A 19,664-nucleotide genomic window follows, 5' to 3' on the forward strand; every position below is an offset into this window, starting at 1 on the left:
TCGTCATTCGTGCCCGTTAATATGCAAATTGCAAGTTTGAATTCATTTTGTTAACAAACGCGAGCCGCAGCGGCCGCCGCGCCGTGCACGAGCACCCACTAGACGATCAGGACGCAACATGAAAAACACCCTTTCCCCGAACACCGCCCGCAGTGTGGCGACGCCCGGTCGCCTGACCGTGATGGCGGCCCTGCTGGCCGGCCTGTGCGCCCCGGCGCTGGCATCCGACGTGGTCATCAGCCAGGTCTACGGCGGCGGCGGCAACAACGGCGCCACCTACAAGAATGACTTCATCGAGCTGTTCAACCGTGGCGGCGTGGCCGTCAACGTCAACGGCTGGAGCGTGCAGTACGCCAGCGCCAACGGCGCCAGCTGGCAGAAGACCGCCTTGCCGAACATCACCCTGCAACCCGGCCAATACCTGCTGGTGCAGCAGGCCGCCGGCACCGGCGGCAGCACCGCCTTGCCGACACCGGACGCCAGCGCCTCGATCGCCATGAGCGGTACCGCCGGCAAGGTGCTGCTGGCCAGCGTCAACACCGCCTTCAGCGGAACCAACCCGAGCGGGGCCACGGTCAAGGACCTGGTCGGCTTCGGCGGCGCCAACGGTTTCGAGGGCGCGCCGACACCGTTGCTGAGCAACGCCACGGCGGCCCTGCGCAACGCCGACGGCTGCGCCGACACGGACAACAACCAGGCCGACTTCGCCGTGCTGGCGCCGACGCCGCGCAACAGCAGCTCGCCGCTGCACGCCTGCGGCGCGCCGTCGGCGCCACCGATCGTCGCCGCCTGCCCGGCGGCGCTGCAACTGGCCGCCGGCAGCGGCGGTTCGGCCGTGCTCGGCGCCAGCGACGCCGACGGCATCGTCAACAGCGCCAGCATCAGCGCCGGCGCCGTGCCGGGCATCAGCCTGGTCAACTTCATCGCCGCCTCCTCGGCCGGCGGCAGCGCCAGCGCCAGCCTGCAGGTGGCCGCCAACGTGGCGGTGGGCAGCTATCCGCTGACCATCCTGTTCGGCAACAACCAGTCGCAAAGCGTCAGCTGTGACGTCGCCGTGACGGTGCAGGCCGCCGCCGGCCTGAGCCACACGATTCCGCAGATCCAGGGCAGCGGCGCCAGCAGCCCCTACGCAGGCACCACGCAGACCACCGAGGGCGTAGTCACGCTGAAGGTGGGCGGCGGCTTCTTCATCCAGGACGCCAACGGCGACGGCGACCCGACCAGCTCGGACGGTATCTTCGTCTACACCGGCGCGGCGGCGTTCGCCGCCAACGTCGGCGACAAGGTGCGCGTCAGCGGCACCGTGTTCGAATACAAGCCGAGCGGCGCGACGCGCTCCTACACCGAACTGAAGGATGTCACTTCGGTGCTGGTGCAGAGCAGCGGCCACCAGGTCGTGCCGACCAACGTCGAGCTGCCGCACGCCGACCTGGGCCAGCTCGAGGGCATGCTGGTGCGCTTCGTGCGTCCGCTGACCATCGCGCAGACCGCCTTCCTCGGCGCCCGTGGCGAGCTGAGCCTGTCGTCCGGCCGCCTCGAGGTGCCGACCAACCGCTACCGTCCCGGCACGCCGGAAATGCTGGCCTTGGCCGCCGCCAACGAGCGCGACCTGATCGTCCTCGACGACGGCATCTTCGTCACGCCGAGCACCATCCCCTACATCGGCGCCGACAGCACGGTGCGCGCCGGCGACCTGGTCTCCAACCTGACCGGCGTGGTCGACTTCGGCGCCATCGGCGGCGGCGGCGCCGCCTTCAAGCTGCAGCCGAGCGAGGCGCCGCAGATCACCCGCGACAATCCGCGCACGGCCCATCCCGAACTGGCCGCCGGCAACGTCAAGGTGGCCAGCGCCAACGTGCTGAACTTCTTCACCACCTTCACCAACGGCAGCGACGTGACCGGCGCGACCGGCCAGGGTTGCGCCCTGGGCAGCAGCGTCAGCAAGTCGAACTGCCGCGGCGCCGACAACCTGGCCGAGTTCATCCGCCAGCGCGACAAGATCGTCAACGAGCTGAAGGGCATCGACGCCGACGTCTACGGCTTGATGGAGATCCAGAACAAGGGCGACTACTCGGTCACCTACCTGGTCGACGCGCTCAACGCGGCCATCGGCGGCCTGCCGACCTACGCCGTGGTGCCCAAGCCGGCCAACACCGGCACCGACGCGATCCGCGTCGCGATGATCTACAAGCCGGCCAAGCTGAGCCTGGTGGGCGGCGCGCTGGCCGACGGCGACGCCGTCAACAACCGTCCGCCGATGGCGCAGACCTTCCGCGCCGGCAACGGCGAGAAGTTCTCCATCGTCGTCAACCACCTGAAGTCGAAGGGCGGTTGCACCACGGCCAGCGGGGCCGACGCCGACCAGAAGGACGGCCAGGCTTGCTGGAACGCCACCCGCGTGTTGCAGGCCAAGCGCCTGGTCAACAGCTTTGTGCCGCAGGTGGCCGCCGCCGCCGGCGACCCGGACGTGCTGCTGATCGGCGACTTCAACGCCCACGGCTTCGAGGACCCGATCGACGCCGTCACCAAGGCCGGCTTCGTCAACCAGCTCGAGCGCCACGTGCGGCCGAAGGCCCTGCCTTACTCCTACGTGTTCGACAGCGAGAGCGGCTACCTCGACCACGCCCTGGCCAGCGCCGCGCTGGACCGCCAGGTGGTCGACGCCACCGAGTGGCACATCAACGCCGACGAGCCGACCGTGATCGACTACAACACCGACGGCAAGCCGCAGGACCTGTACAACGCCTTGCCTTACCGCGCCTCCGACCACGACCCCGTGGTGGTCAGCCTGAACCTGCAGCCGGCCTACAGCGACGTCACCGCGTCGCTGCGCACCAGCGCCTCGGCGCTGGTGTTCAACCGCGCCACTGGCAAGTTCAGCGGCAAGTTGAGCATCAGCAACAGCGGCGCGAGCGCCTTGAGCGGCCCGTTCCAGGTGCGGTTCGACGGCCTGGCCGCCGGCGTCACCCTGGCCAACGCCAGCGGCAGCCACAACGGCGCGCCCTACATCAGCATCGACGCGGCCACCCTGGCACCCGGCGCCACCCTGACCCTGCCGCTGAGCTTCAGCCGCAGCGGCAGCGCCAATATCGGCTACACCACCACCGTCTTCAGCGGTAAATTCTAAGGAAACATGATGTTCGCACACACCACCTCCCTGACCCTGCGCCGCAGCCTGCTGGCGCTGGCCCTGTCCGCCCTGGCCGGCGCCGCCTCGGCCGACGTGCTGCACGTCGAGCTCGACACCAGCGGCTTCGGCCCGCTGAGCTGGATCGACCTGCAGTTCAATCCAGGCAACATGAACGGCGTCGTGCTGGCCGAGGTCAGCCTGTCGCACCTGAGCGGCTTCGACGCCAGCCTGGCGCCCGAACTGATCGGCGACGTCACCGGCTCGGCGGCCAGCGGCTTCCACTTCGCCAACACCACCTCGTGGAACGACCTGTTCCACGCCGTGCGCGGCAAGGTCAGCTTCGACGTCACCTTCAGCGGCCTGGCCGATCCCTCGTTCAACACGATCCAGTCGGCCTTCAGCGTCTCGCTGTACGGCGCCGACAAGGTCACCCAGCTGGGCAACGCGGCCGCCGACGGCAGCCTGCTGCGCTTGGACTGGACGCCGTCGGCCGTGGCCGGCGGCAAGGGCAGCGTCAGCACCGGCTACCTGGACGGCGCCAACGTCAGCGTCAGCGCCGTGCCGGAACCGTCGAGCTGGCTGATGTTGGGCGCCGGCCTGGCCATGCTGGGTGGCGCCGTGCGCCGCCGCAACAAGGCCGCGCTGCCAGCGGCCTGAATGGCTTGACGCCGGCCGTGCCGTGCGCCCTCGCGGCGCCGGTGCGGCGGCCATGAACACCGCCTTTCCCGCGTGGAGGGCGGTGTTTTTTTTCGCCGTCGCCGCCGGCATGGGGATTTATATCGGCAAGCTCTAAATGGCTTAATAAAATCATATTAGTCATACAAATAACGTTGATGCATAGTTAAAAATGCCACCAACGTTATAGGAATCGCCCGGATGCCAGCCTCTACCGCCAGCGCACTGGTTCTCGTCGTCGACGGCGAGCCGGCCGTGCAAGAATTGATCGCGCAAAACCTGGCCATGGCGGGCCACCGCGCCAGCGCCGCCGCCAGCGCCGAGAGCGCCTTGCTGTTGCTCGAGCAGGCCCTGCCGGACCTGTTGCTGCTCGACTGGGAGCTGCCCGGCCAGTCCGGCCTGGCGCTGCTGCGCCGCCTGCGCGCGCAGGCGCGCACGCGCCAGTTGCCGATCATCATGGTGACGGCGCGCGCCGCCGAGCAGGACAAGATCCTGGCGCTGGAAAGCGGCGCCGACGACTATTTGACCAAGCCCTTCAGTCCGCGCGAGTTGCTGGCCCGCATGCACGCGCTGCTGCGCCGGCGCCAGCCGGACGCGGCGGCCGACACGCTGCAGATGGCCGGCCTGCGGCTCGATCCGGCCACCTTGCGGGTGACGGCCGGCGCGCGCCAGCTGGCGCTGGGGCGGCTCGAGTTCAAGCTGCTCAACTTCCTCATGCACCATCCGGAGCGGGTCTACAGCCGCGCCCAGCTGCTCGACCAGGTGTGGGGCTGCGACGCCGCGCTCGACGAGCGCACCGTCGACACCCATGTCGGCCGGCTGCGCAGCGCGCTGCAGCCCAGCGGCCACCAGGAGCACATCGAAACCGTGCGCGGCAGCGGCTACCGCTTCGTCGCCTGGGGCCGCGCCGGCGCCGGCGGGGCGCGCTGCTGACCATGGAACAACTGATTATTCTGAGCACCCTGGAGCAGGAGCACCTGCTGCACGCGCTGGAGGCGGCCGTGCGCATCGCCGAGCCGCGCCAGTTCTTCCTGTGGAGCCAGGGCCAGTTGCAGGCCCTGCTGCCGCACCAGATGTTGGTGTGCCTGCAGTTCGACGCCGAGCAGCGCTTGAGCTACCACAGCTGCCTGCACAGCCGGGTGTTCGACGCTGCGCTGCGCGCTCGCCTGACCGGCGCCGAGGACAGCTTGGCTGTGCGCCTGGCGCGCCACTGCCGCCAGGGCGCGGTGCTGCCGGCCATGCTCGACGCGGCGCGGCCGGCGCCGGACGCCGGCTTGGCGGCGCTGCAGGAGGAGGCGCGCCGGCTCGGCTTCGACAACGTGCTGCTGCACGGCACCGAGCAACTGGCCGGCGGCGCCAGCTTCTTCGCCCTGTTCGGCCTGCCGCACCGCTTGCGCGGGCGCGACGCCTATTTCCTCGAGCTGTTGCTGCCGACCTTGCATCTGAGCTTGCAGCGGCTGGCCCGCTGCGCCGCCGCGCCGGCCGACGCCGGCCCGCGTCCGCTCAGCGGGCGCGAGGTGCAGATCCTGTACTGGGTGAGGGAGGGCAAGAGCAACGACGAGATCGGCCAGATCCTCGGCATCAGCGGCCTGACGGTGAAGAACCATCTGCAGCGGCTGTACCGCGTGCTGGGCGTCAGCAACCGCACCCATGCGATCGCCCGCTGCATGGCGCTGCGCCTGTTGGCGCCGGCGCCGCCGGCCATCGCCCGCGCCGCCTGAGCGCGCCGCCTTTTTTGGCGGCGGCCGAAGGCAAGGGCCGGCGGCGAGTATCGAGGGTCAGACCCTAGGGTCTGACCCTGGTTTGGCGCATTGGGCTGCTCCCGGCGCCGTGCATTCGCGGCACCGGGATTCCTGCAGCCTACTTGCCCTGGTCGCTAGGCGCGCTGCGGGCCACGGCCGGCGGCAGCGGCAAGGCGTTGTTGGTTTGCACCAGCAATACCGTGGTGTCGAGCAGCGTGTTGGCCGGGTCGATGTACTGCACGCCGCCATAGTAGCGCTGGCCGGCGGCCAGGCCGCTCCAACTGAGGTTGACCGAGGCGGTGCCGCCCGAGTAGACCTTGCCCGGACCCATCGCCTTCAGGTTGCCGCCCACGTCGGCGCGGCCGACCACCGCCGACGACAGCGTGAAGTCGGTCGACGTCCCGTTGGCGGCGGCATAGCCGATCACGCACAGCTTGTAGTTGCCGGCCGGCGGGTTGGCCAAGACGATGGCCTCGTTCGAGCCGCCGTGCAGGCTGGAGGCGACGATCTCGCCGCCGGCCGACAGCAGCGCCATGTCGAGGTCGTCGCCGCCGTTGCTGCCGGTGTCGCGGTTGAAGGTCTCGAAGGCGGCGACCACGGCCTGCGCCGGCACGCTGAACGGCTGGACGTGGACGCCGCTGCCGGCGGCGTTGCAGGCGTCGGCGATCTGCTCGAGCGTGTCGACCGAGCCGCTGGCGGCCTGGGCGACGTTGAGCAGGGCGCTGCGGTTGACCGCCTTCAGGCCGCCGCTGGCCAGGCCGAGGCGGCCGGCGAAGCCGCTGGTGATGCTCAGCGTGCGGCTGCCACTGGCGCGGTCGCTGCCCACCAGGGCCGGCGCGCTGAGCGGCTTGCCGCTGCGCGCGGTGACCGGGCTGTTGACGACGTGGCTGCCGTCGGTCCAGCTCAGCTTGCCGTACTGCCAGACGTTGTCCGGCGCGCCGTTGCGGCTCAGCGACACCGTGAAGGCCTTGGTCTGGCCGGGCGCCAGGGTCAGGCTGTTCGGCGCCACCACGGCGTTGTAGCCGGGCACGCTGATGCTGGCGTTGTAGGTGGCGGCGCTGGCGCCGACGTTGGTGACGGCGCGGTTGACCACCGCCGTGCCGAGCACGTTGCCGACGGTGATCGAGGCCAGGTTCAGGTTGTAGCCGGCGATGCTGCCGCTGCCGCATTCGCCCGCCATGCCGGCGCCGCACATGTATTTCTTGAAGTCGGCCTGGCCGGCGTCGTACACCAGGCCGGGATCGGCCGCGCCGTTCGGGTTGAGGTGGCCGGCGCCCTGGCCCCAGGGCAGCACGCCCCGTTCCATGCCGGCCAGGCCGTCGGGGAAGGTCATGCTGCCCGAGGTCATCAGCGCCGACTTGATGGCGGCCGGCGACCAGGTGGGGTGTTGCTGGCGCAGCAGGGCGGCGACGCCGGCCACGTGCGGGCTGGCCATCGAGGTGCCCTGGTACAGGCCCCAGTTGGGCGGCGGCACCAGCGTGCCGTTGATGACGTCGGCCTTCTGCGCCGGCGTCAGTTTGGGCGACAGGCCGGCCAGGATCTCGACGCCGGGGGCGGCGAGGTCGGGCTTGAGCACGTTGGCGTCGAACAGGTTCGGCCCGCGCGAGGAGAAGGCGGCCACCACCGGCGCCGGCGTGGCGCCGATGCCGATGCTGAACACGCCCAGCGCGGCGCTGGCGGCGGGCGCCGCGGCGTAGGCCTTGACGGCGGCGCCGTCGGCGCTGCTGAGGTGGACGGTGGGCACCGAGTGGACCTCGGCGACCAGGCCGGCGCCGTTGTCGACCAGCACCATGCCGACGCCGCCGGCCTGCAGCACGGCCAGGCTCTTGTCGACCCGGTCGTTGGTGCCGCGCACGCAGGTGACCACCTTGCCGGCCACCTTGGCCGGGTCGAGCGCCGGCGCGCCGCCGTTCCAGGCGGCGCTGTAGCACAGGCGCAGCGCGTCGGCGCCGGCGCCGGCCAGGCCGGCGTCCTCGGAGCGGACGATGGGCTTGGCCGGCAGCGCGCTGGTGTTGAGCGAGGCGCCGGTGTAGCTGGCGCCGTTGCCCAGCGACAGGGTGGCCTTCATCAGCCGGTTGTGGGTCGAGGCGGCCACCGTGGTCAGCCATGGGCTCAGGTGCGAGACGGTGTTGGCCGGGCCGTCGTTGCCGGCCGAGGCGGCGACGAACACGCCGGCGTTGGCGGCGTGCAGGAAGGCCTGCTCGACCGGGTCGTTGATGGTGTCGCTGCCACCGATCGAGTAGTTGAGCACGTGCGCGCCGTCGAGCACGGCGCGCTCGATCGCCGCCACGCTGTCGCCGCCCCAGCAGCTGTTCTTGGCGCCGGTGGCCTTGGTGGCGTCGTCGTACGACCAGCACACCTTGTACATCGCCACGCGGGCGCGCGGTGCCATGCCCGAGGCCTTGCCCATCGGAATGCCGTGGACCAGGGTGGCGACGCCGTTGTTGCCGCCGGCGGTGGTCGAGGTGTGGGTGCCGTGGCCGCCCTCGCCGACGCCGTCGCCCAGCGAGTCGCGCGGCGAGGCGAAGTCCGACCAGTGGCGGCTGCGGCCGGTGGAGAGGAAGGCGGCGTCGAAGAAGCGCGCGCCGATCAGCTTGTTGTTGCAGTTGGCCGGGCCGAAGCCCTCGCCGCTGTCGCAGGCGCCGTGCCAGTTCAGCGGCGCGGTATAGGCCAGCGTGCCGCTGTTGTCGAAGGTCGGCGTGCCGTTGCCGTCGACGCGGTCGGCGTAGGCCGGGTTTTCCGGCCAGACGCCGCCGTCGATGATGCCGATGACGACGTTTTCGCCGGCGTGTTCCTTGCCGCCCAGTTGGCTCCACAGGCCGCCTGGCTGGTCCAGGCCGAGGAAGCTCGGGGTGTAGCTGGTCTGCAGCGCGCGCGGCGTGTCGGCCACCACGCTGGCGACGGCGCTGTTGGCCTTCAGTTGCTGCGCCTCGCTGTCGGTGAGCAGGGCGGCGAAGCCGTTGAGCACCACCTTGTAGTCGTACAGGATGGGCGCGGCGGCCACCACGGCCTTGACGGCGCTCTGCTTCTGGCCCAGGTAGTCGCTGTACAGCTGGACGTCGGCGGCGGCCAGGTTGAGGCGCTGGCCGGCGCCCGGCTGGGTCGCCTTCAGGCCGACGACGCCGCCGGTGTAGGAGGCGACCGGTTGGTCGGCCAGTTGGATGATGTAGGGGCGGCGGGCTTGCTCGGCATGGGCGCACAGCGCCATGCCGGACAACAGCAGCAGCACCGCTGCGCGGACGGGACGGAGTTTCATGGATGGTTTCCTTGTCGGGCGGGGAGGTCGGTGGGGGCGCGGCGCGGCTTAGGCGGCGCGGCGGCGGCGGACGGCGGCCAGGCCGAGCAGGCCGGCGCCCAGCATCAGCCAGCTCGACGGTTCGGGCACGGCGGAGACGTTCAGGTTGTCGAGGGCGAACTGGCCTTTGTTGGTCTGGAAGGCGTTGCAGTTGCCGCCGGCGTTGCAGGTGAAGGCGAACAGGTCGATCGAGCTGAACTGCTTGGCGCCGAAGGCGGCGCTGGTGGTGTAGTGGCCGAAGGCGAAGCCGTTGGCGCCGGGGCCGGCCAGCTGGTAGTCCTCGTAGACGTAGCTGCCGTCGGCGAAGTTGCCCTGGATGCGCAGCAGGCCGGCGACGGCCGGGTAGACGCCGCCCACCGTGGCGCCGATGAAGCTGGCGTCGAACGAGTGCAGGCGGAAGGTCTGCTGCGGCACGCTGCGGGTGATCTCCAGCACGCCGTCGTTGAGGCCGGCGTAGTAGTGGCTGGCGCTGGACGGGCACATCAGGTTGAAGCAACTGCCCGGGTCGCTGCCGTCGTTGATGGTGCCGACCAGGTCGCCGTCGAGGGCGTCGGAGGCGGCGGAGTAGCCGGCCAGGTCGAAGCCGGCCTGCTGGAGGAATTCGTTGTGGCCGACCCCGCCCACGCCCAGGTTCTCGAAGTCGATCACGGCGGCCTGCGCGGCCGGCAGCGCCGCCAGGCTGGCGGCGGCCAACACGGTGCGGCGGAGCAGTTGCTGCAAAGTGCGTTTCATAATTCTACCTTTTTTGATGGTGACATCCCGATGCTGTCGATATGGCCGCCTCGCGGCGGCTTGCCCTTTCAACCAGAACGCTGTCATGGTTGTCAATAAGTGTAGCAATCTGAATAATAAAATGGCAAAAGATTTAACGTTTAATATTTGCATTGAGTGTGTCATTTCCAAAGCAAATTTCGTCCGCGCTACGGGAGAGGGGGATGGGCGGAGCGGACCCGGCTGTGCGAAAAATACTACATTGTTGAAAAAAATCAAACGCCGCCAGTGGCTTGCGGTAAGCTACCGGAGCACGGATCAGCGGCCGGGCTTGAAAGAAAATGTTGTTGTAACCGCAAACCGCGTGGTAGCCTCTCGACCACGCGCACGCCGCCCCTCGCGGCGTGCTTTACCTATGGCAGCGCGCCAGCTTGAACAAGGAGTCGGTAGGATGCAAGTGGCACAGAAACACCGCAGCATGGGGCCGCGCGCCGCCGGCTTCACCCTGCTTGAATTGCTGGTGGTGATCGTCATCATCGGCCTGCTGGCCGCCTATGTCGGGCCGAAGTACTTCGCCCAGTTGGGCAAGTCCGAGGTGACCATCGCCAAGGCGCAGATCGAGGCCTTCGAGAAGTCGCTCGACACCTTCCGCCTCGACGTCGGCCGCTATCCGAGCACCGAGGAGGGCCTGGCCGCGCTGCAGGTGGCGCCCGCCACGGCCGGCGCCAAGTGGAACGGCCCGTACATGAAAAAGAGCGTGCCGCCCGATCCGTGGGGCCACGCCTACCAGTACAAGGCGCCCGGCAGCAAGGCCGAGTTCGAAATCCTCTCGCTGGGCCGCGACGGCAAGCCGAACGGCACCGGCGAGGACGCCGACATCAGCTCGCAATAATCCGCGCCGCCCCATTGCGATCCCAGCGAAAGTAGCACGATGCAGTTCGATGTCCGTACCCTGTCGGCCGAGATGGTCATTTCCAATATGCTGGTCGACGGCCGCGACGAGGCCGACGCGCGCCGCCAGGTCGAGGCGCGCGGCCTGGTGGTCAGCGCCATCCAGCCGGTGCGCGCCGGCCTGCGCGCCGGCAAGGGCAGGGGGCTGTCGCTGGTGTTGTTCAGCCAGGAGCTGCTGGCCCTGCTGACGGCCGGCCTGGGCATCGTCGAGGCGCTCGAGGCGCTGCTCGAGAAGGAGGCCGCGCCGGCCACCCGTGGCGTGCTCGAGCGCCTGCTCGGCGGCCTGCGCGAGGGCCTGCGCTTCTCGACCGTGCTGGGCGAGCAGCCCGAGCTGTTCCCGCCGCTGTACATCGGCATCGTCAAGGCGGCCGAGGGCACCTCGGACCTGCCGCGCGCGCTGTCGCGCTTCATCGACTACCAGCAGCGCATCGACCTGGTGCGCGGCAAGCTGGTCAGCGCCGCCATCTACCCCTGCATCCTGCTGGCCGTCGGCGGCGGCGTCAGCCTGTTCCTGATCGGCTACGTGGTGCCGCGCTTCGCCGAGGTCTACCAGGGCGCCGGCCGCAAGCTGCCCTGGTTGTCGCAGCTGATGCTCGACTGGGGCCAGTTCGCCGGCCAGCACGGCCTGCTGCTGGTCGGCGCCATCGCCGGCGGCCTGGCCGCCGCCGTGCTGCTGCTGCGCCGGCTGATGGCCAGCGGCGCCCTGGCGCGCCTGATCGGCCGCCTGCCCGGCATCGGCGAGCGGGTGCGCATCTACGAGCTGTCGCGCCTGTACCTGACGCTGGGCATGCTCAGCGAGGGCGGCATCACCATTTTGCACGCGCTCGACACGGTGCAGGGCATGGTCTCGGCCGGCGTGCGCGCCGGCCTGCAGTCGGCCCGCGCCAGCATCGAGGCCGGCCTGCCGCTGTCGACCGCCTTCGAGTCCAGCGGCCTGACCACGCCGATCTCGCTGCGCATGCTGCGCGTCGGCGAGCGCACCGGCGACATGGGGCCGATGCTGACCCAGTCGGCCGCCTTCTACGACGGCGAGATCAGCCGCTGGATCGAGCGCTTCACGCGCACCTTCGAACCATTGCTGATGGCCGCCATCGGCCTGGTGGTGGGCGCCATCGTGGTGCTGCTGTACATGCCGATCTTCGATCTGGCCGGAGACATGTCATGAGCGCGCTGCCGCAGTCCGCCAACACCGTCAACGCGGCCGCCGCGCCGGCCGTCGACGCCGCCCTGCTGGCGCGCGCCCGCGCCCTCAGCCGCGCCTCCAAGCGCACGCTGGTCGAGGAGTTGCAGGACTTGAGCGGCATGGAGCCGCGCCAGCTGGTCCACGCGCTGGCGCTGCCCTTCGGCCTGGCGGTGCTGGAGACGGTCGATATGCTGGCCTACACGCCGGCCTTCGAGCTGCTGCCGCTGTCGCAGGCGATGGCGCGCGGCTGCGTGCTGCTGCGCGGCCACGACGGCATGCTGGTCGGCGTGCTGGCCGACCCCTTCGACCTCGACCAGCAGACCTGGCTGGGCGCCATGGCGCGCGCCACGGCGGCGGCGCCGCTGGCGCTGCGGCTGGCGCTGCGCGCCGACATCCAGGCCTACCTGTCCAAGCAGGAGGAGTCGGCGCGCGCCACCGACACGCTGCTGCCCGGCGCCAGCGACGGCCGGCGCGACGGCAAGACCGCCGCCGTGCTGTCGTTCGCCTCGGTGTCGGAGGCGGCCAGCCCGGCGGTCCGGCTGGTCAACTCGACCCTGTACGACGCCTTGAAGGCGGGCGCCTCCGACATCCACCTGGAGAGCACCGCCGGCGGCCTGGCCGTCAAGTACCGCGTCGACGGCGTGCTCGACCACGCCACCGCCGTCAACGGCATCGAGGTGGCCGAGCAGATCATCTCGCGCCTGAAGGTGCTCGCCGAGCTCGACATCGCCGAGCGCCGCGTGCCGCAGGACGGCAGCTTCCGCGTCGAGGCGGGCGGCCGCGAGATCGACCTGCGCGTCTCCATCATGCCCAGCATCCACGGCGAGGACGCCGTCATCCGCGTGCTCGACAAGCGCGCCATGATCGAGTCCTACGGCGCGCTGACGCTGGAGGCGCTGGGCTTCGACGCGCCCTCGCTGGCCACCCTGCGCGTGCTGGCGCAGGAGGCCTACGGCATGCTGCTGGTGACCGGGCCGACCGGCTCGGGCAAGACCACCACCCTGTACGCGGCGCTGACCGAGATCCACAACGGCCGCGAGAAGATCATCACCATCGAGGACCCGGTCGAGTACCAGCTGCCCGGCATTTTGCAGATCCCGGTCAACGAGAAGAAGGGCCTGACCTTCGCCAAGGGCCTGCGCTCGATCCTGCGGCACGACCCGGACAAAATCATGGTCGGCGAGATCCGCGACCGCGAAACGGCGGAGATCGCCGTGCAGTCGGCGCTGACCGGCCACCTGGTGCTCACCACCGTCCACGCCAACAACGTGTTCGACGTGTTCGGCCGTTTCACCCACATGGGCATCGACCCCTACGCCTTCGTCTCGGCGCTCAATGGCATCTGGGCGCAGCGCCTGGTGCGCATCAACTGCCCGCACTGCGCCGCGCAGTACACGCCGGACGAGCACGAGCTGGCCAGCGTCGGCCTGGCGCGCGCCGACGTCTACGACTACCAGTTCATGCAGGGCAAGGGCTGCGGCGACTGCCGCGGCACCGGCTACAAGGGGCGCCGCTCGATCGCCGAGATCCTCACGCTGAACGACGAGATCCGCGAGCTGATCGTCGACAAGCGGCCGATCCGCCAAATCAAGGCCGCCGCCTACGCCAACGGCACGCGCAGCCTGCGCCTGGCCGCGCTGGAGCTGGTCAAACGCGGCGGCACCACGCTAACCGAAATCAAACGAGTGACCCTGCATGCCTAGCCTATTCGGACCCGTCCTGCGCATCGGCGTGGCGCCGCACGCGGTGAGCCTGCTGCGCCTGCGCCGCTGGGGCGCCGCCGCGCCCGAACTGTTGGCCGAGCAGGCCTGCGCGCCGGCCGGCGAGGGCGACGGCGCGCCGTTCGCCGCCATCGGCCAGGCGCTGCGCGAGATGCTGGCGCAGCCGGCGCTGGCCGGCCAGCTGGCCGGCCGCGCCGCCACCTTCGTGCTGGACGACCAGCTGGTGCGGCTGTGGCAGGTCACGCCGCCGGCCGGCGCCAGCCGCCTGGCCGACCTCGAGGCGGCCGCCGCGCTGCGCTTCCAGACCCTGTACGGCGAGCCGCCCGGCGCCTGGCGCATCCTCGCCGACTGCGACGCGGCGGCGCCGTTCTTCGCCGCCGCCGTGCCGCGCGCCCTGCTGGCGCTGCTCGAACAGGCCGCCGCCGCGCAGCGCCTGGCGGTGGTCGGCGTCGAGCCGCACTTCATCGCCGCCTGGAACCGCTGGCGCCGCGCGCTCAAGCCTGGCGCCTGGTTCGGCCTGGTCCACGACAATTTGCTGACCCTGGCCGCGCTGCAGGAGCGCCGCCTGCGCGCGGTGCGCACGCTGCCGCTGCCGCACCACGCCGACGCCTACTGGCTGGGCCAGATGCTGGCGCGCGAGGCGCTGCTGCTCGAACTCGAGGCGCCGGCCGGGCTGCAGCTGTGCGGCGCGGCGCCGCCGGCCTGGTTGGCGGCCGACTCCGGCCAGATCGCCTGCGCCGCCTTGCAGCCGGCGCTCGGCCCGGAATGGTCGGTCGCGGCCCGTCTGGCGCGCGGCGGGAGCCGCGCATGAGGAGCATCCGCATCGACTTCGCCGCGCCCGGCTGGCGCCGCGCCCTGTACCGCCTGCGGCCGGCCTGGCTGGCCGTTGGCGCGCTCGGCCTGGCGCTGTGCGTGGCGGCCGCGCTGGCCGGCTGGCAGCTGGCCGAACAGCGCCAAGCCTACCAGCACCGCCTGCGCCACCAGCAGGAGCGCCAGGCGGCGCTGGCGCAGCCACGGCCGCAAGCGCCGCGCAGCGTGATCGCGCCGGCCCAGGCGGCCTTCGTCAACGGCGCCGTGCTGCAATTGAACCTGCCCTGGCGCGAGCTGCAGGACGCCGTCGCCGCCGCCACGCCGGCCAGCGTGGCGCTGCTGGCGCTGGAGCCCGATCCGCGCAAGCGGGTGCTCAAGCTGGGCGCCGAAACCAAGAATAGCGACGACATGATTGCCTACATCGAGCAGCTCAAGCAGCAGGAACTGTTTTCCAGCGTGGTGTTGATCCACCACGAGATCAACGAGCAGGACCCCAACCGGCCGCTGCGCTTCCAACTCGAAGCGCAGTGGGTGGCGCCATGACGGCGCTGCCCGTGCCGGCGCTGCTGCTGCGCGCCCGCCTGGGGTTGGCGCGCCTGGGGCCGTTCGCCTGCGTCGCGCTGGCGCTGTGCCTGCTCGGCCTGGGCGCCTGGGCCTGGCTGCTGCCGCAGCGCGCCGAGCAGGCCGCGCTGCAGGCGCGCCCGCTGCCGCCGCTGGCGCCGCCATCGCTGCTGGCCGCCGCGCCGACGGCGAACCAGAACCTGGCCGACTTCTACGATGCGCTGGGTGAACGCCGCTACAGCGAGCAGCAGGTCAAGATCCTGTTCGGCCTGGCCGCCAAGAGCGGCCTGACGCTGAGCCAGGGCGAGTACAAAAGCGGCTATGACAAGGCCAGCCGCGTCGCCACCTACCAGGTGACCTTGCCGGTCAAGGGCGGCTACGCGGCGATCTGGCAGTTTTGCATCGAGGCCTTGCGCAGCATGCCCTTCGCCGCCCTCGACGAGTTGAGCTTCCGCCGCGAGAGCATCGCCGAGCCGGTGGTCGAAGCGCGCCTGCGCCTGACGCTGTACCTGAAGGACGCCGAACCGGCGGTGCTGCCATGAAGCCGTATCAAGTACTGATGGGCGTGGCGCTGGTCGGCGCCGCCGGCCTGCTGCTGTGGGGCGACCCGACGCCGAGCGGCGAGCTGGCCGAGCCGGCGCCGCGCCATGCCGCGCCGGCCGCCGCCGCCAACGGCAACGGCAACGGCGACACCGGCGCCGCCGACAGCGCCGCCACTACGCCGGCCGCCACGCGCAACGCGCGCGCCGGCGCGGCCGCTGCCGACGCCACCACCACCGCCATCCTGGCGCTGCTGCCGCGCGCCCAGTTGCTGGGCGAGGCGGGCGAGGGCTTCGGCGCCGACGGCGCCGTGTTCCAAGGCCAGAACTGGAATCCGCCGCCGCCGCCGGTCAAGGCCGAGCGGCCGCCGCCGCCACCGCCGCCGACCGCGCCGCCGCTGCCCTTCACCATCCTCGGCAAGGCCGTCTCGGCCGGCGCCTGGGAGGTGTTCCTGGCGCGCGGCGACAAGACTTATGTGGCACGGCTCAACGAGGTGATCGACGGCACCTACCGTGTCGACCGCATCGCGCCGCCGCTGCTGATGCTCACCTACCTGCCCTTGAACCAGACTCAACAGGTCAACATTGGAGTATCCGACTGATGCCTAGTCACCCACCAGTACCGCTCGCCGCGCCCCCGTCCACCGCGCTGGCGCGCCGCCTACCGCTGCCGCGCCGCTTGCTTTGCTTGGCGCTGACGCTGGCGCTGGCCGGCTGCGCCTCGCAGTTGGCCTACCGCGACGGCCGCGACCTGATCGCCCGCGACCAGGTCGAGGCCGGCCTGCTCAAGCTGCAGGAGGCGGTCGCCGGCGAGCCCGGCAACGCCCAGTACAAGACCGCCTACCTGCAGGCGCGCGACCGCGCCTGCACGCGCTACCTGGAGCAGGCCGAGCGCCAACTGGCCGAGGGTCAAACGGAGTTGGCGCAGCAGGGCTTCCTGCGCGTGCAGGCGCTCGATCCGGCCAACGAGCGGGCCCGCGCCGGCCTGCGCGGCATCGACATGGCGGCGCGCCACGACAAGCTGCTGGCCGCCGCCGCCGCCCACCTGGACAAGAACGAGTACGAGGCGGCCAAGAACCGCCTCAACGCCATCCTCACCGAGCGCCCTGGCAACGAGGCGGCGCGGCAGATGCTGCGCCTGGTGCTCGAGCGCAGCGCGGCGCCGCCGCTGGCCGAGAGCGGCCTGGCCAAGGCCTACAAGCAACCGATCACCATCGAGTTCCGCGACGCCCCGCTGCGCCAGGTGTTCGAGATCATCTCGCGCCGCTCGGGCCTGAACTTCGTCTTCGACAAGGACGTCAAGACCGACCAGAAGGCCTCGATCTTCCTGAAGAACAGCACGGTCGAGTCGGCCATCTATATGCTGCTGGTGAGCAACCAGCTGGAGCAGCAGGTGATGGACGCCAACACCGTGCTGATCTACCCGAACGTCGCCGCCAAGCTCAAGGAATACCAGGAGATGACGGTCAAGACCTTCTTCCTGGCCAACGCCGAGGCCAAGCTGGTGGCCAACACGCTGAAGACCATCCTCAAGACGCGCGACGTGGTGGTCGACGAAAAGCTCAACCTGCTAATCGTGCGCGACAGCCCGGAGGCGATCCGCCTGGCCGAGCGCCTGATCACGCTGCAGGACATGCCCGAGGCCGAGGTGATGCTGGAGGTCGAGATCCTCGAGGTCAAACGCGGCCGCCTGATGGACCTGGGCGTGGTGTGGCCGCAGAACGTCAGCCTGACGCCGTTGTCGACCTCGGGCGGGGTGGGCATCACCATCCGCGACCTGAACAACCTGAACCAGCGCACCATCGCCATCAGCGGCGTGGCCGCCAGCATCAACGCCAACAAGACCGACACCGACACCAACCTGTTGGCCAATCCGCGCATCCGCGTGCGCAACAAGGAGAAGGCCAAGATCGTCATCGGCGACAAGGTGCCGGTGATCACCACCACCATCTCGCCCGGCGCAGGCGGCTTCGCCACCGAGTCGGTCAGCTATGTCGACGTCGGCCTGACCCTCAACGCCGAGCCGACCATCTACCTCAACAACGAGGTGGCGATCCGCGTCCAGCTCGAGGTGAGCAACCTGGTCAACCAGATCCAGACCAAGTCCGGCACCACCGCCTACCAGATCGGCACGCGCCAGGCCACCACCATGCTGCAGCTGAAGGACGGCGAGAACCAGGTGCTGGCCGGCCTGATCAACAACGAGGAGCGCAGCACCGGCAACAAGCTGCCCGGCATCGGCGAGCTGCCGCTGCTCGGCCGCCTGTTCGGCAGCACCCGCGACGATAAGCAGAAGACCGAGATCGTGCTGTCGATCACGCCGCACCTGATCCGCAACGTGCAGCGGCCGGAGGCGCAGATGTCCGAGTTCTCCGCCGGCACCGAGAGCAACTTCCGCCGCCGTCCCGACCTGAGCGTGCGCGCGCCGGCCCAGTTGCCGCCGCCGCCGGGCGCCCGTCCGTCCGCGCCGCCGTCGCTGCCGGCGCCCGGTTCGGCAATGCCGGCGGCCAACCCGGCCGGCGCCGGCCCGGCCGCCGCATCCCCGGCCGCAGACCCAGCCGCAGCCGCAGGGCAGGGCGCCGCCCCGGCCGCCCCGGCCGCCGCGCCGCCCCCTGCCGGCGCCCAGCCGCAGGCCCTGCCGGCGCCCGACATCGTCCCGGCCACGCCGGCGCCATGACGGTGGCCGTGGCGCCGCGCCGCGCCGGCGGCTTCACGCTGATCGAACTGCTGGTCACGCTGGCCATCCTCGCCCTGCTCGGCACCTTGGTGGTGCCTGTGGCCCAGGTGGTCGGCCAGCGCCGCCAGGAGCAGGAGCTGCGCCACGCCTTGCACCAGATCCGCCAGGGCATCGACGCCTACAAGTTGGCCTTCGACGAGGGGCGCGTCGCCAAGGTGCTCGGCTCGACCGGCTATCCGAAGACCCTGGAGCTGCTGGCCGAGGGCGTGCCCGACCTGCGCAGCCCCAAGCGCAGCAAGATTTTTTTCCTGCGCCGCGTGCCGCGTGACCCCTTCAACGCCGACAGCGAGCTGAGCGACGCCCAGACCTGGGGCAAGCGCAGCTACGCCAGCGAGGCCGAGCAGCCCAAGGAGGGCGAGGATGTGTACGATGTGTATTCGACTTCCGACCGGGTCGGCCTGAACGGCGTGCCCTACCGCAAATGGTGACCATGAAACTATCCGCCCGTCGCGGCTTCACCCTGATCGAGCTGCTGGTGGTGCTGGGCATCATCGCGCTGATGCTGACCCTGGCCGTGCCGCGCTACTTCCCCAGCATCGACAAGTCGAAGGAGGTGGTGCTGGCCGACAACCTGCGCAATCTGCGCGGCGTCATCGACCAGTACTACGGCGACACCGGCCGCTACCCCGACACGCTCGACCAACTGGTCGAGAAGAAATACCTGCGCGCGCCGCCGCTCGACCCGATCACCGACAGCAGCACCAGCTGGATCATCGTGCCGCCCGAGGACGGCGCCAAGGGCGGCGTCTACAACATCAAGAGTGGAGCGCCGGGCAATGACCGCAGCGGCCGACCGTACGCCGACTGGTAGCCGGCGCCAGGGCGGCTTCACCTACCTGAGCCTGATCATCCTGGTGGCGGTGATCGGCCTGGTGGCGGCCAGCACGCTGAAGATGGGCGCGCTGCTGCAGCGCGCCCGCGCCGAGCAGGAGCTGCTCAACATCGGCGCCGAGTTCAGCGACGCGCTGCAAAGCTACGCCAACGCCACCCCGGCCGGCCAGCCGCCGCAGCCGCCGTCGTTGAAGGAGTTGCTGAAGGACCCGCGCTTCCCCGGCGTGCGGCGCCACCTGCGCAAGCTGTTTGTCGACCCGATGACCGGCTCGGCCGAGTGGGGCGTGGTGTACCTGGCCGACAAGGTCGGCGTGATCGCCGTCTACAGCCTGTCCGACGCCAAGGCCATCAAGCTGAGCAATTTCCCCTCCCGCTACCAGGTCTTCGAGGGCAAGACCTTCGTTTCCGACTGGAAGTTCACCATGACCGGCAAGGCCGCCACGGCCGGGCCGGCCGACGGCGCTGCGCCCCGCCAGCCGGGCAGCATCAGCATTCCCAATCCGGGCATGGCGCCGCCGCCGAGTCCGCCGCCTGTCGCGCTGCCCGAGGCGCAGCGGGATGTTGCTGCCCCGCCGGATGCGCCCGAGCCGCCCGAGCCGCCCGAGCCACCCGAGCCGGCGCCCGCCGCCGAGCCAGAAGAGGCGCCACCGGCTCCCGTCGACCAGAGACGATCTTTGTAAATAAACAACGCACAGCGGGTTTTTACGCCATTTCATTGCGCCCCGGCAAAGCTTTTTTCGTTATCTGAAAATAATTGCCCAAATGAAATTCTAAATGG

17 protein-coding genes are annotated in these 19,664 nt (G+C 70.4%); 15 read left to right on the top strand and 2 right to left on the bottom strand.

Features of this window, described 5'->3' with window-relative positions; translation table 11 throughout:
• The first annotated feature begins 118 nt into the window (after positions 1-118).
• From BM252_RS08935 to BM252_RS08950, 4 genes are all read left to right on the top strand, one after another.
• Positions 119-3,127, top strand: coding sequence for an ExeM/NucH family extracellular endonuclease (locus BM252_RS08935; RefSeq protein WP_093386446.1), 3,009 nt, complete (start codon positions 119-121; stop codon positions 3,125-3,127).
• Between the two features lie 6 nt (positions 3,128-3,133).
• Positions 3,134-3,787 (top strand): NF038129 family PEP-CTERM protein, encoded by a 654-nt coding sequence (locus BM252_RS08940; RefSeq protein WP_245774164.1) that lies wholly within the window; start codon positions 3,134-3,136, stop codon positions 3,785-3,787.
• 219 nt (positions 3,788-4,006) lie between these two features.
• On the top strand, positions 4,007-4,738 hold the full coding sequence (phoB, locus tag BM252_RS08945; protein ID WP_093386448.1) for a phosphate regulon transcriptional regulator PhoB: 732 nt from the start codon (positions 4,007-4,009) through the stop codon (positions 4,736-4,738).
• Between the two features lie 2 nt (positions 4,739-4,740).
• Positions 4,741-5,526 (top strand): LuxR C-terminal-related transcriptional regulator, encoded by a 786-nt coding sequence (locus BM252_RS08950; RefSeq protein ID WP_093386451.1) that lies wholly within the window; start codon positions 4,741-4,743, stop codon positions 5,524-5,526.
• 139 nt (positions 5,527-5,665) lie between these two features.
• Here the strand turns inward: BM252_RS08950 and BM252_RS08955 are convergent, their stop codons facing one another.
• Together BM252_RS08955 and BM252_RS08960 are read right to left on the bottom strand one after the other, a co-directional pair.
• On the bottom strand, positions 5,666-8,803 hold the full coding sequence (locus BM252_RS08955; RefSeq protein ID WP_093386453.1) for a S8 family peptidase: 3,138 nt from the start codon (positions 8,801-8,803) through the stop codon (positions 5,666-5,668).
• Between the two features lie 48 nt (positions 8,804-8,851).
• Positions 8,852-9,574 carry an NF038120 family PEP-CTERM protein gene (locus tag BM252_RS08960; RefSeq protein ID WP_217429888.1) on the bottom strand — a complete coding sequence of 241 codons (723 nt, stop codon included), beginning with the start codon at positions 9,572-9,574 and terminating at the stop codon, positions 8,852-8,854.
• 430 nt (positions 9,575-10,004) lie between these two features.
• Here BM252_RS08960 and gspG point away from each other — a divergent pair, with 430 nt between their 5' ends.
• Genes gspG through BM252_RS09015 form a run of 11 tightly spaced genes read left to right on the top strand, consistent with a single transcriptional unit; the run spans position 10,005 to position 19,566 of the window.
• Complete coding sequence (gspG, locus tag BM252_RS08965) at positions 10,005-10,445, top strand: type II secretion system major pseudopilin GspG (protein WP_093386458.1); 441 nt, start codon at positions 10,005-10,007, stop codon at positions 10,443-10,445.
• Positions 10,446-10,484: 39 nt separating this feature from the next.
• Positions 10,485-11,669: a type II secretion system F family protein gene (locus BM252_RS08970; RefSeq protein ID WP_093386461.1), complete on the top strand. Its 1,185-nt coding sequence runs from the start codon at positions 10,485-10,487 to the stop codon at positions 11,667-11,669.
• Positions 11,666-13,390 carry a GspE/PulE family protein gene (locus BM252_RS08975; RefSeq protein ID WP_093386463.1) on the top strand — a complete coding sequence of 575 codons (1,725 nt, stop codon included), beginning with the start codon at positions 11,666-11,668 and terminating at the stop codon, positions 13,388-13,390. Before BM252_RS08970 ends, BM252_RS08975 begins: the two co-directional genes overlap by 4 nt.
• A complete protein-coding gene (locus BM252_RS08980) occupies positions 13,383-14,219 on the top strand; it encodes a hypothetical protein (protein WP_245774165.1) in 837 nt (278 codons plus the stop codon). Before BM252_RS08975 ends, BM252_RS08980 begins: the two co-directional genes overlap by 8 nt.
• A complete protein-coding gene (locus tag BM252_RS08985; protein WP_093386466.1) occupies positions 14,216-14,761 on the top strand; it encodes a PilN domain-containing protein in 546 nt (181 codons plus the stop codon). Before BM252_RS08980 ends, BM252_RS08985 begins: the two co-directional genes overlap by 4 nt.
• Positions 14,758-15,321 carry a hypothetical protein gene (locus tag BM252_RS08990; protein ID WP_093386468.1) on the top strand — a complete coding sequence of 188 codons (564 nt, stop codon included), beginning with the start codon at positions 14,758-14,760 and terminating at the stop codon, positions 15,319-15,321. Before BM252_RS08985 ends, BM252_RS08990 begins: the two co-directional genes overlap by 4 nt.
• Positions 15,318-15,920, top strand: a complete 603-nt coding sequence (locus tag BM252_RS08995) for a hypothetical protein (protein ID WP_093386471.1) — start codon at positions 15,318-15,320, stop codon at positions 15,918-15,920. Before BM252_RS08990 ends, BM252_RS08995 begins: the two co-directional genes overlap by 4 nt.
• On the top strand, positions 15,920-17,995 hold the full coding sequence (locus BM252_RS09000; RefSeq protein ID WP_093386473.1) for a secretin N-terminal domain-containing protein: 2,076 nt from the start codon (positions 15,920-15,922) through the stop codon (positions 17,993-17,995). The genes BM252_RS08995 and BM252_RS09000 overlap by 1 nt, the downstream gene beginning before the upstream one ends.
• On the top strand, positions 17,992-18,483 hold the full coding sequence (locus BM252_RS09005) for a type II secretion system protein (RefSeq protein WP_093386476.1): 492 nt from the start codon (positions 17,992-17,994) through the stop codon (positions 18,481-18,483). Before BM252_RS09000 ends, BM252_RS09005 begins: the two co-directional genes overlap by 4 nt.
• A complete protein-coding gene (locus BM252_RS09010) occupies positions 18,477-18,866 on the top strand; it encodes a type II secretion system protein (RefSeq protein WP_093386478.1) in 390 nt (129 codons plus the stop codon). The genes BM252_RS09005 and BM252_RS09010 overlap by 7 nt, the downstream gene beginning before the upstream one ends.
• Positions 18,832-19,566: a type II secretion system protein gene (locus BM252_RS09015; RefSeq protein WP_093386481.1), complete on the top strand. Its 735-nt coding sequence runs from the start codon at positions 18,832-18,834 to the stop codon at positions 19,564-19,566. Before BM252_RS09010 ends, BM252_RS09015 begins: the two co-directional genes overlap by 35 nt.
• Positions 19,567-19,664 lie beyond the last annotated feature (98 nt).

The sequence above is a fragment of the Rugamonas rubra genome (assembly GCF_900114705.1).
GTDB classification, from domain to species: domain Bacteria; phylum Pseudomonadota; class Gammaproteobacteria; order Burkholderiales; family Burkholderiaceae_D; genus Rugamonas; species Rugamonas rubra.

Bases quoted from the DNA above. Each gene is read 5' to 3' on its own strand.
- gspG (WP_093386458.1), top strand. From the start codon at position 10,005: ATGCAAGTGGCACAGAAACACCGCAGCATGGGGCCGCGCGCCGCCGGC.
- phoB (WP_093386448.1), top strand. From the start codon at position 4,007: ATGCCAGCCTCTACCGCCAGCGCACTGGTTCTCGTCGTCGACGGCGAG.
- BM252_RS08985 (WP_093386466.1), top strand. From the start codon at position 14,216: ATGAGGAGCATCCGCATCGACTTCGCCGCGCCCGGCTGGCGCCGCGCC.
- BM252_RS08980 (WP_245774165.1), top strand. From the start codon at position 13,383: ATGCCTAGCCTATTCGGACCCGTCCTGCGCATCGGCGTGGCGCCGCAC.
- BM252_RS08990 (WP_093386468.1), top strand. From the start codon at position 14,758: ATGACGGCGCTGCCCGTGCCGGCGCTGCTGCTGCGCGCCCGCCTGGGG.
- BM252_RS09005 (WP_093386476.1), top strand. From the start codon at position 17,992: ATGACGGTGGCCGTGGCGCCGCGCCGCGCCGGCGGCTTCACGCTGATC.
- BM252_RS09010 (WP_093386478.1), top strand. From the start codon at position 18,477: ATGGTGACCATGAAACTATCCGCCCGTCGCGGCTTCACCCTGATCGAG.
- BM252_RS08940 (WP_245774164.1), top strand. From the start codon at position 3,134: ATGATGTTCGCACACACCACCTCCCTGACCCTGCGCCGCAGCCTGCTG.
- BM252_RS09000 (WP_093386473.1), top strand. From the start codon at position 15,920: ATGCCTAGTCACCCACCAGTACCGCTCGCCGCGCCCCCGTCCACCGCG.
- BM252_RS08955 (WP_093386453.1), bottom strand. From the start codon at position 8,803: ATGAAACTCCGTCCCGTCCGCGCAGCGGTGCTGCTGCTGTTGTCCGGC.
- BM252_RS08960 (WP_217429888.1), bottom strand. From the start codon at position 9,574: ATGAAACGCACTTTGCAGCAACTGCTCCGCCGCACCGTGTTGGCCGCC.
- BM252_RS08975 (WP_093386463.1), top strand. From the start codon at position 11,666: ATGAGCGCGCTGCCGCAGTCCGCCAACACCGTCAACGCGGCCGCCGCG.
- BM252_RS08995 (WP_093386471.1), top strand. From the start codon at position 15,318: ATGAAGCCGTATCAAGTACTGATGGGCGTGGCGCTGGTCGGCGCCGCC.
- BM252_RS08970 (WP_093386461.1), top strand. From the start codon at position 10,485: ATGCAGTTCGATGTCCGTACCCTGTCGGCCGAGATGGTCATTTCCAAT.
- BM252_RS09015 (WP_093386481.1), top strand. From the start codon at position 18,832: ATGACCGCAGCGGCCGACCGTACGCCGACTGGTAGCCGGCGCCAGGGC.
- BM252_RS08935 (WP_093386446.1), top strand. From the start codon at position 119: ATGAAAAACACCCTTTCCCCGAACACCGCCCGCAGTGTGGCGACGCCC.
- BM252_RS08950 (WP_093386451.1), top strand. From the start codon at position 4,741: ATGGAACAACTGATTATTCTGAGCACCCTGGAGCAGGAGCACCTGCTG.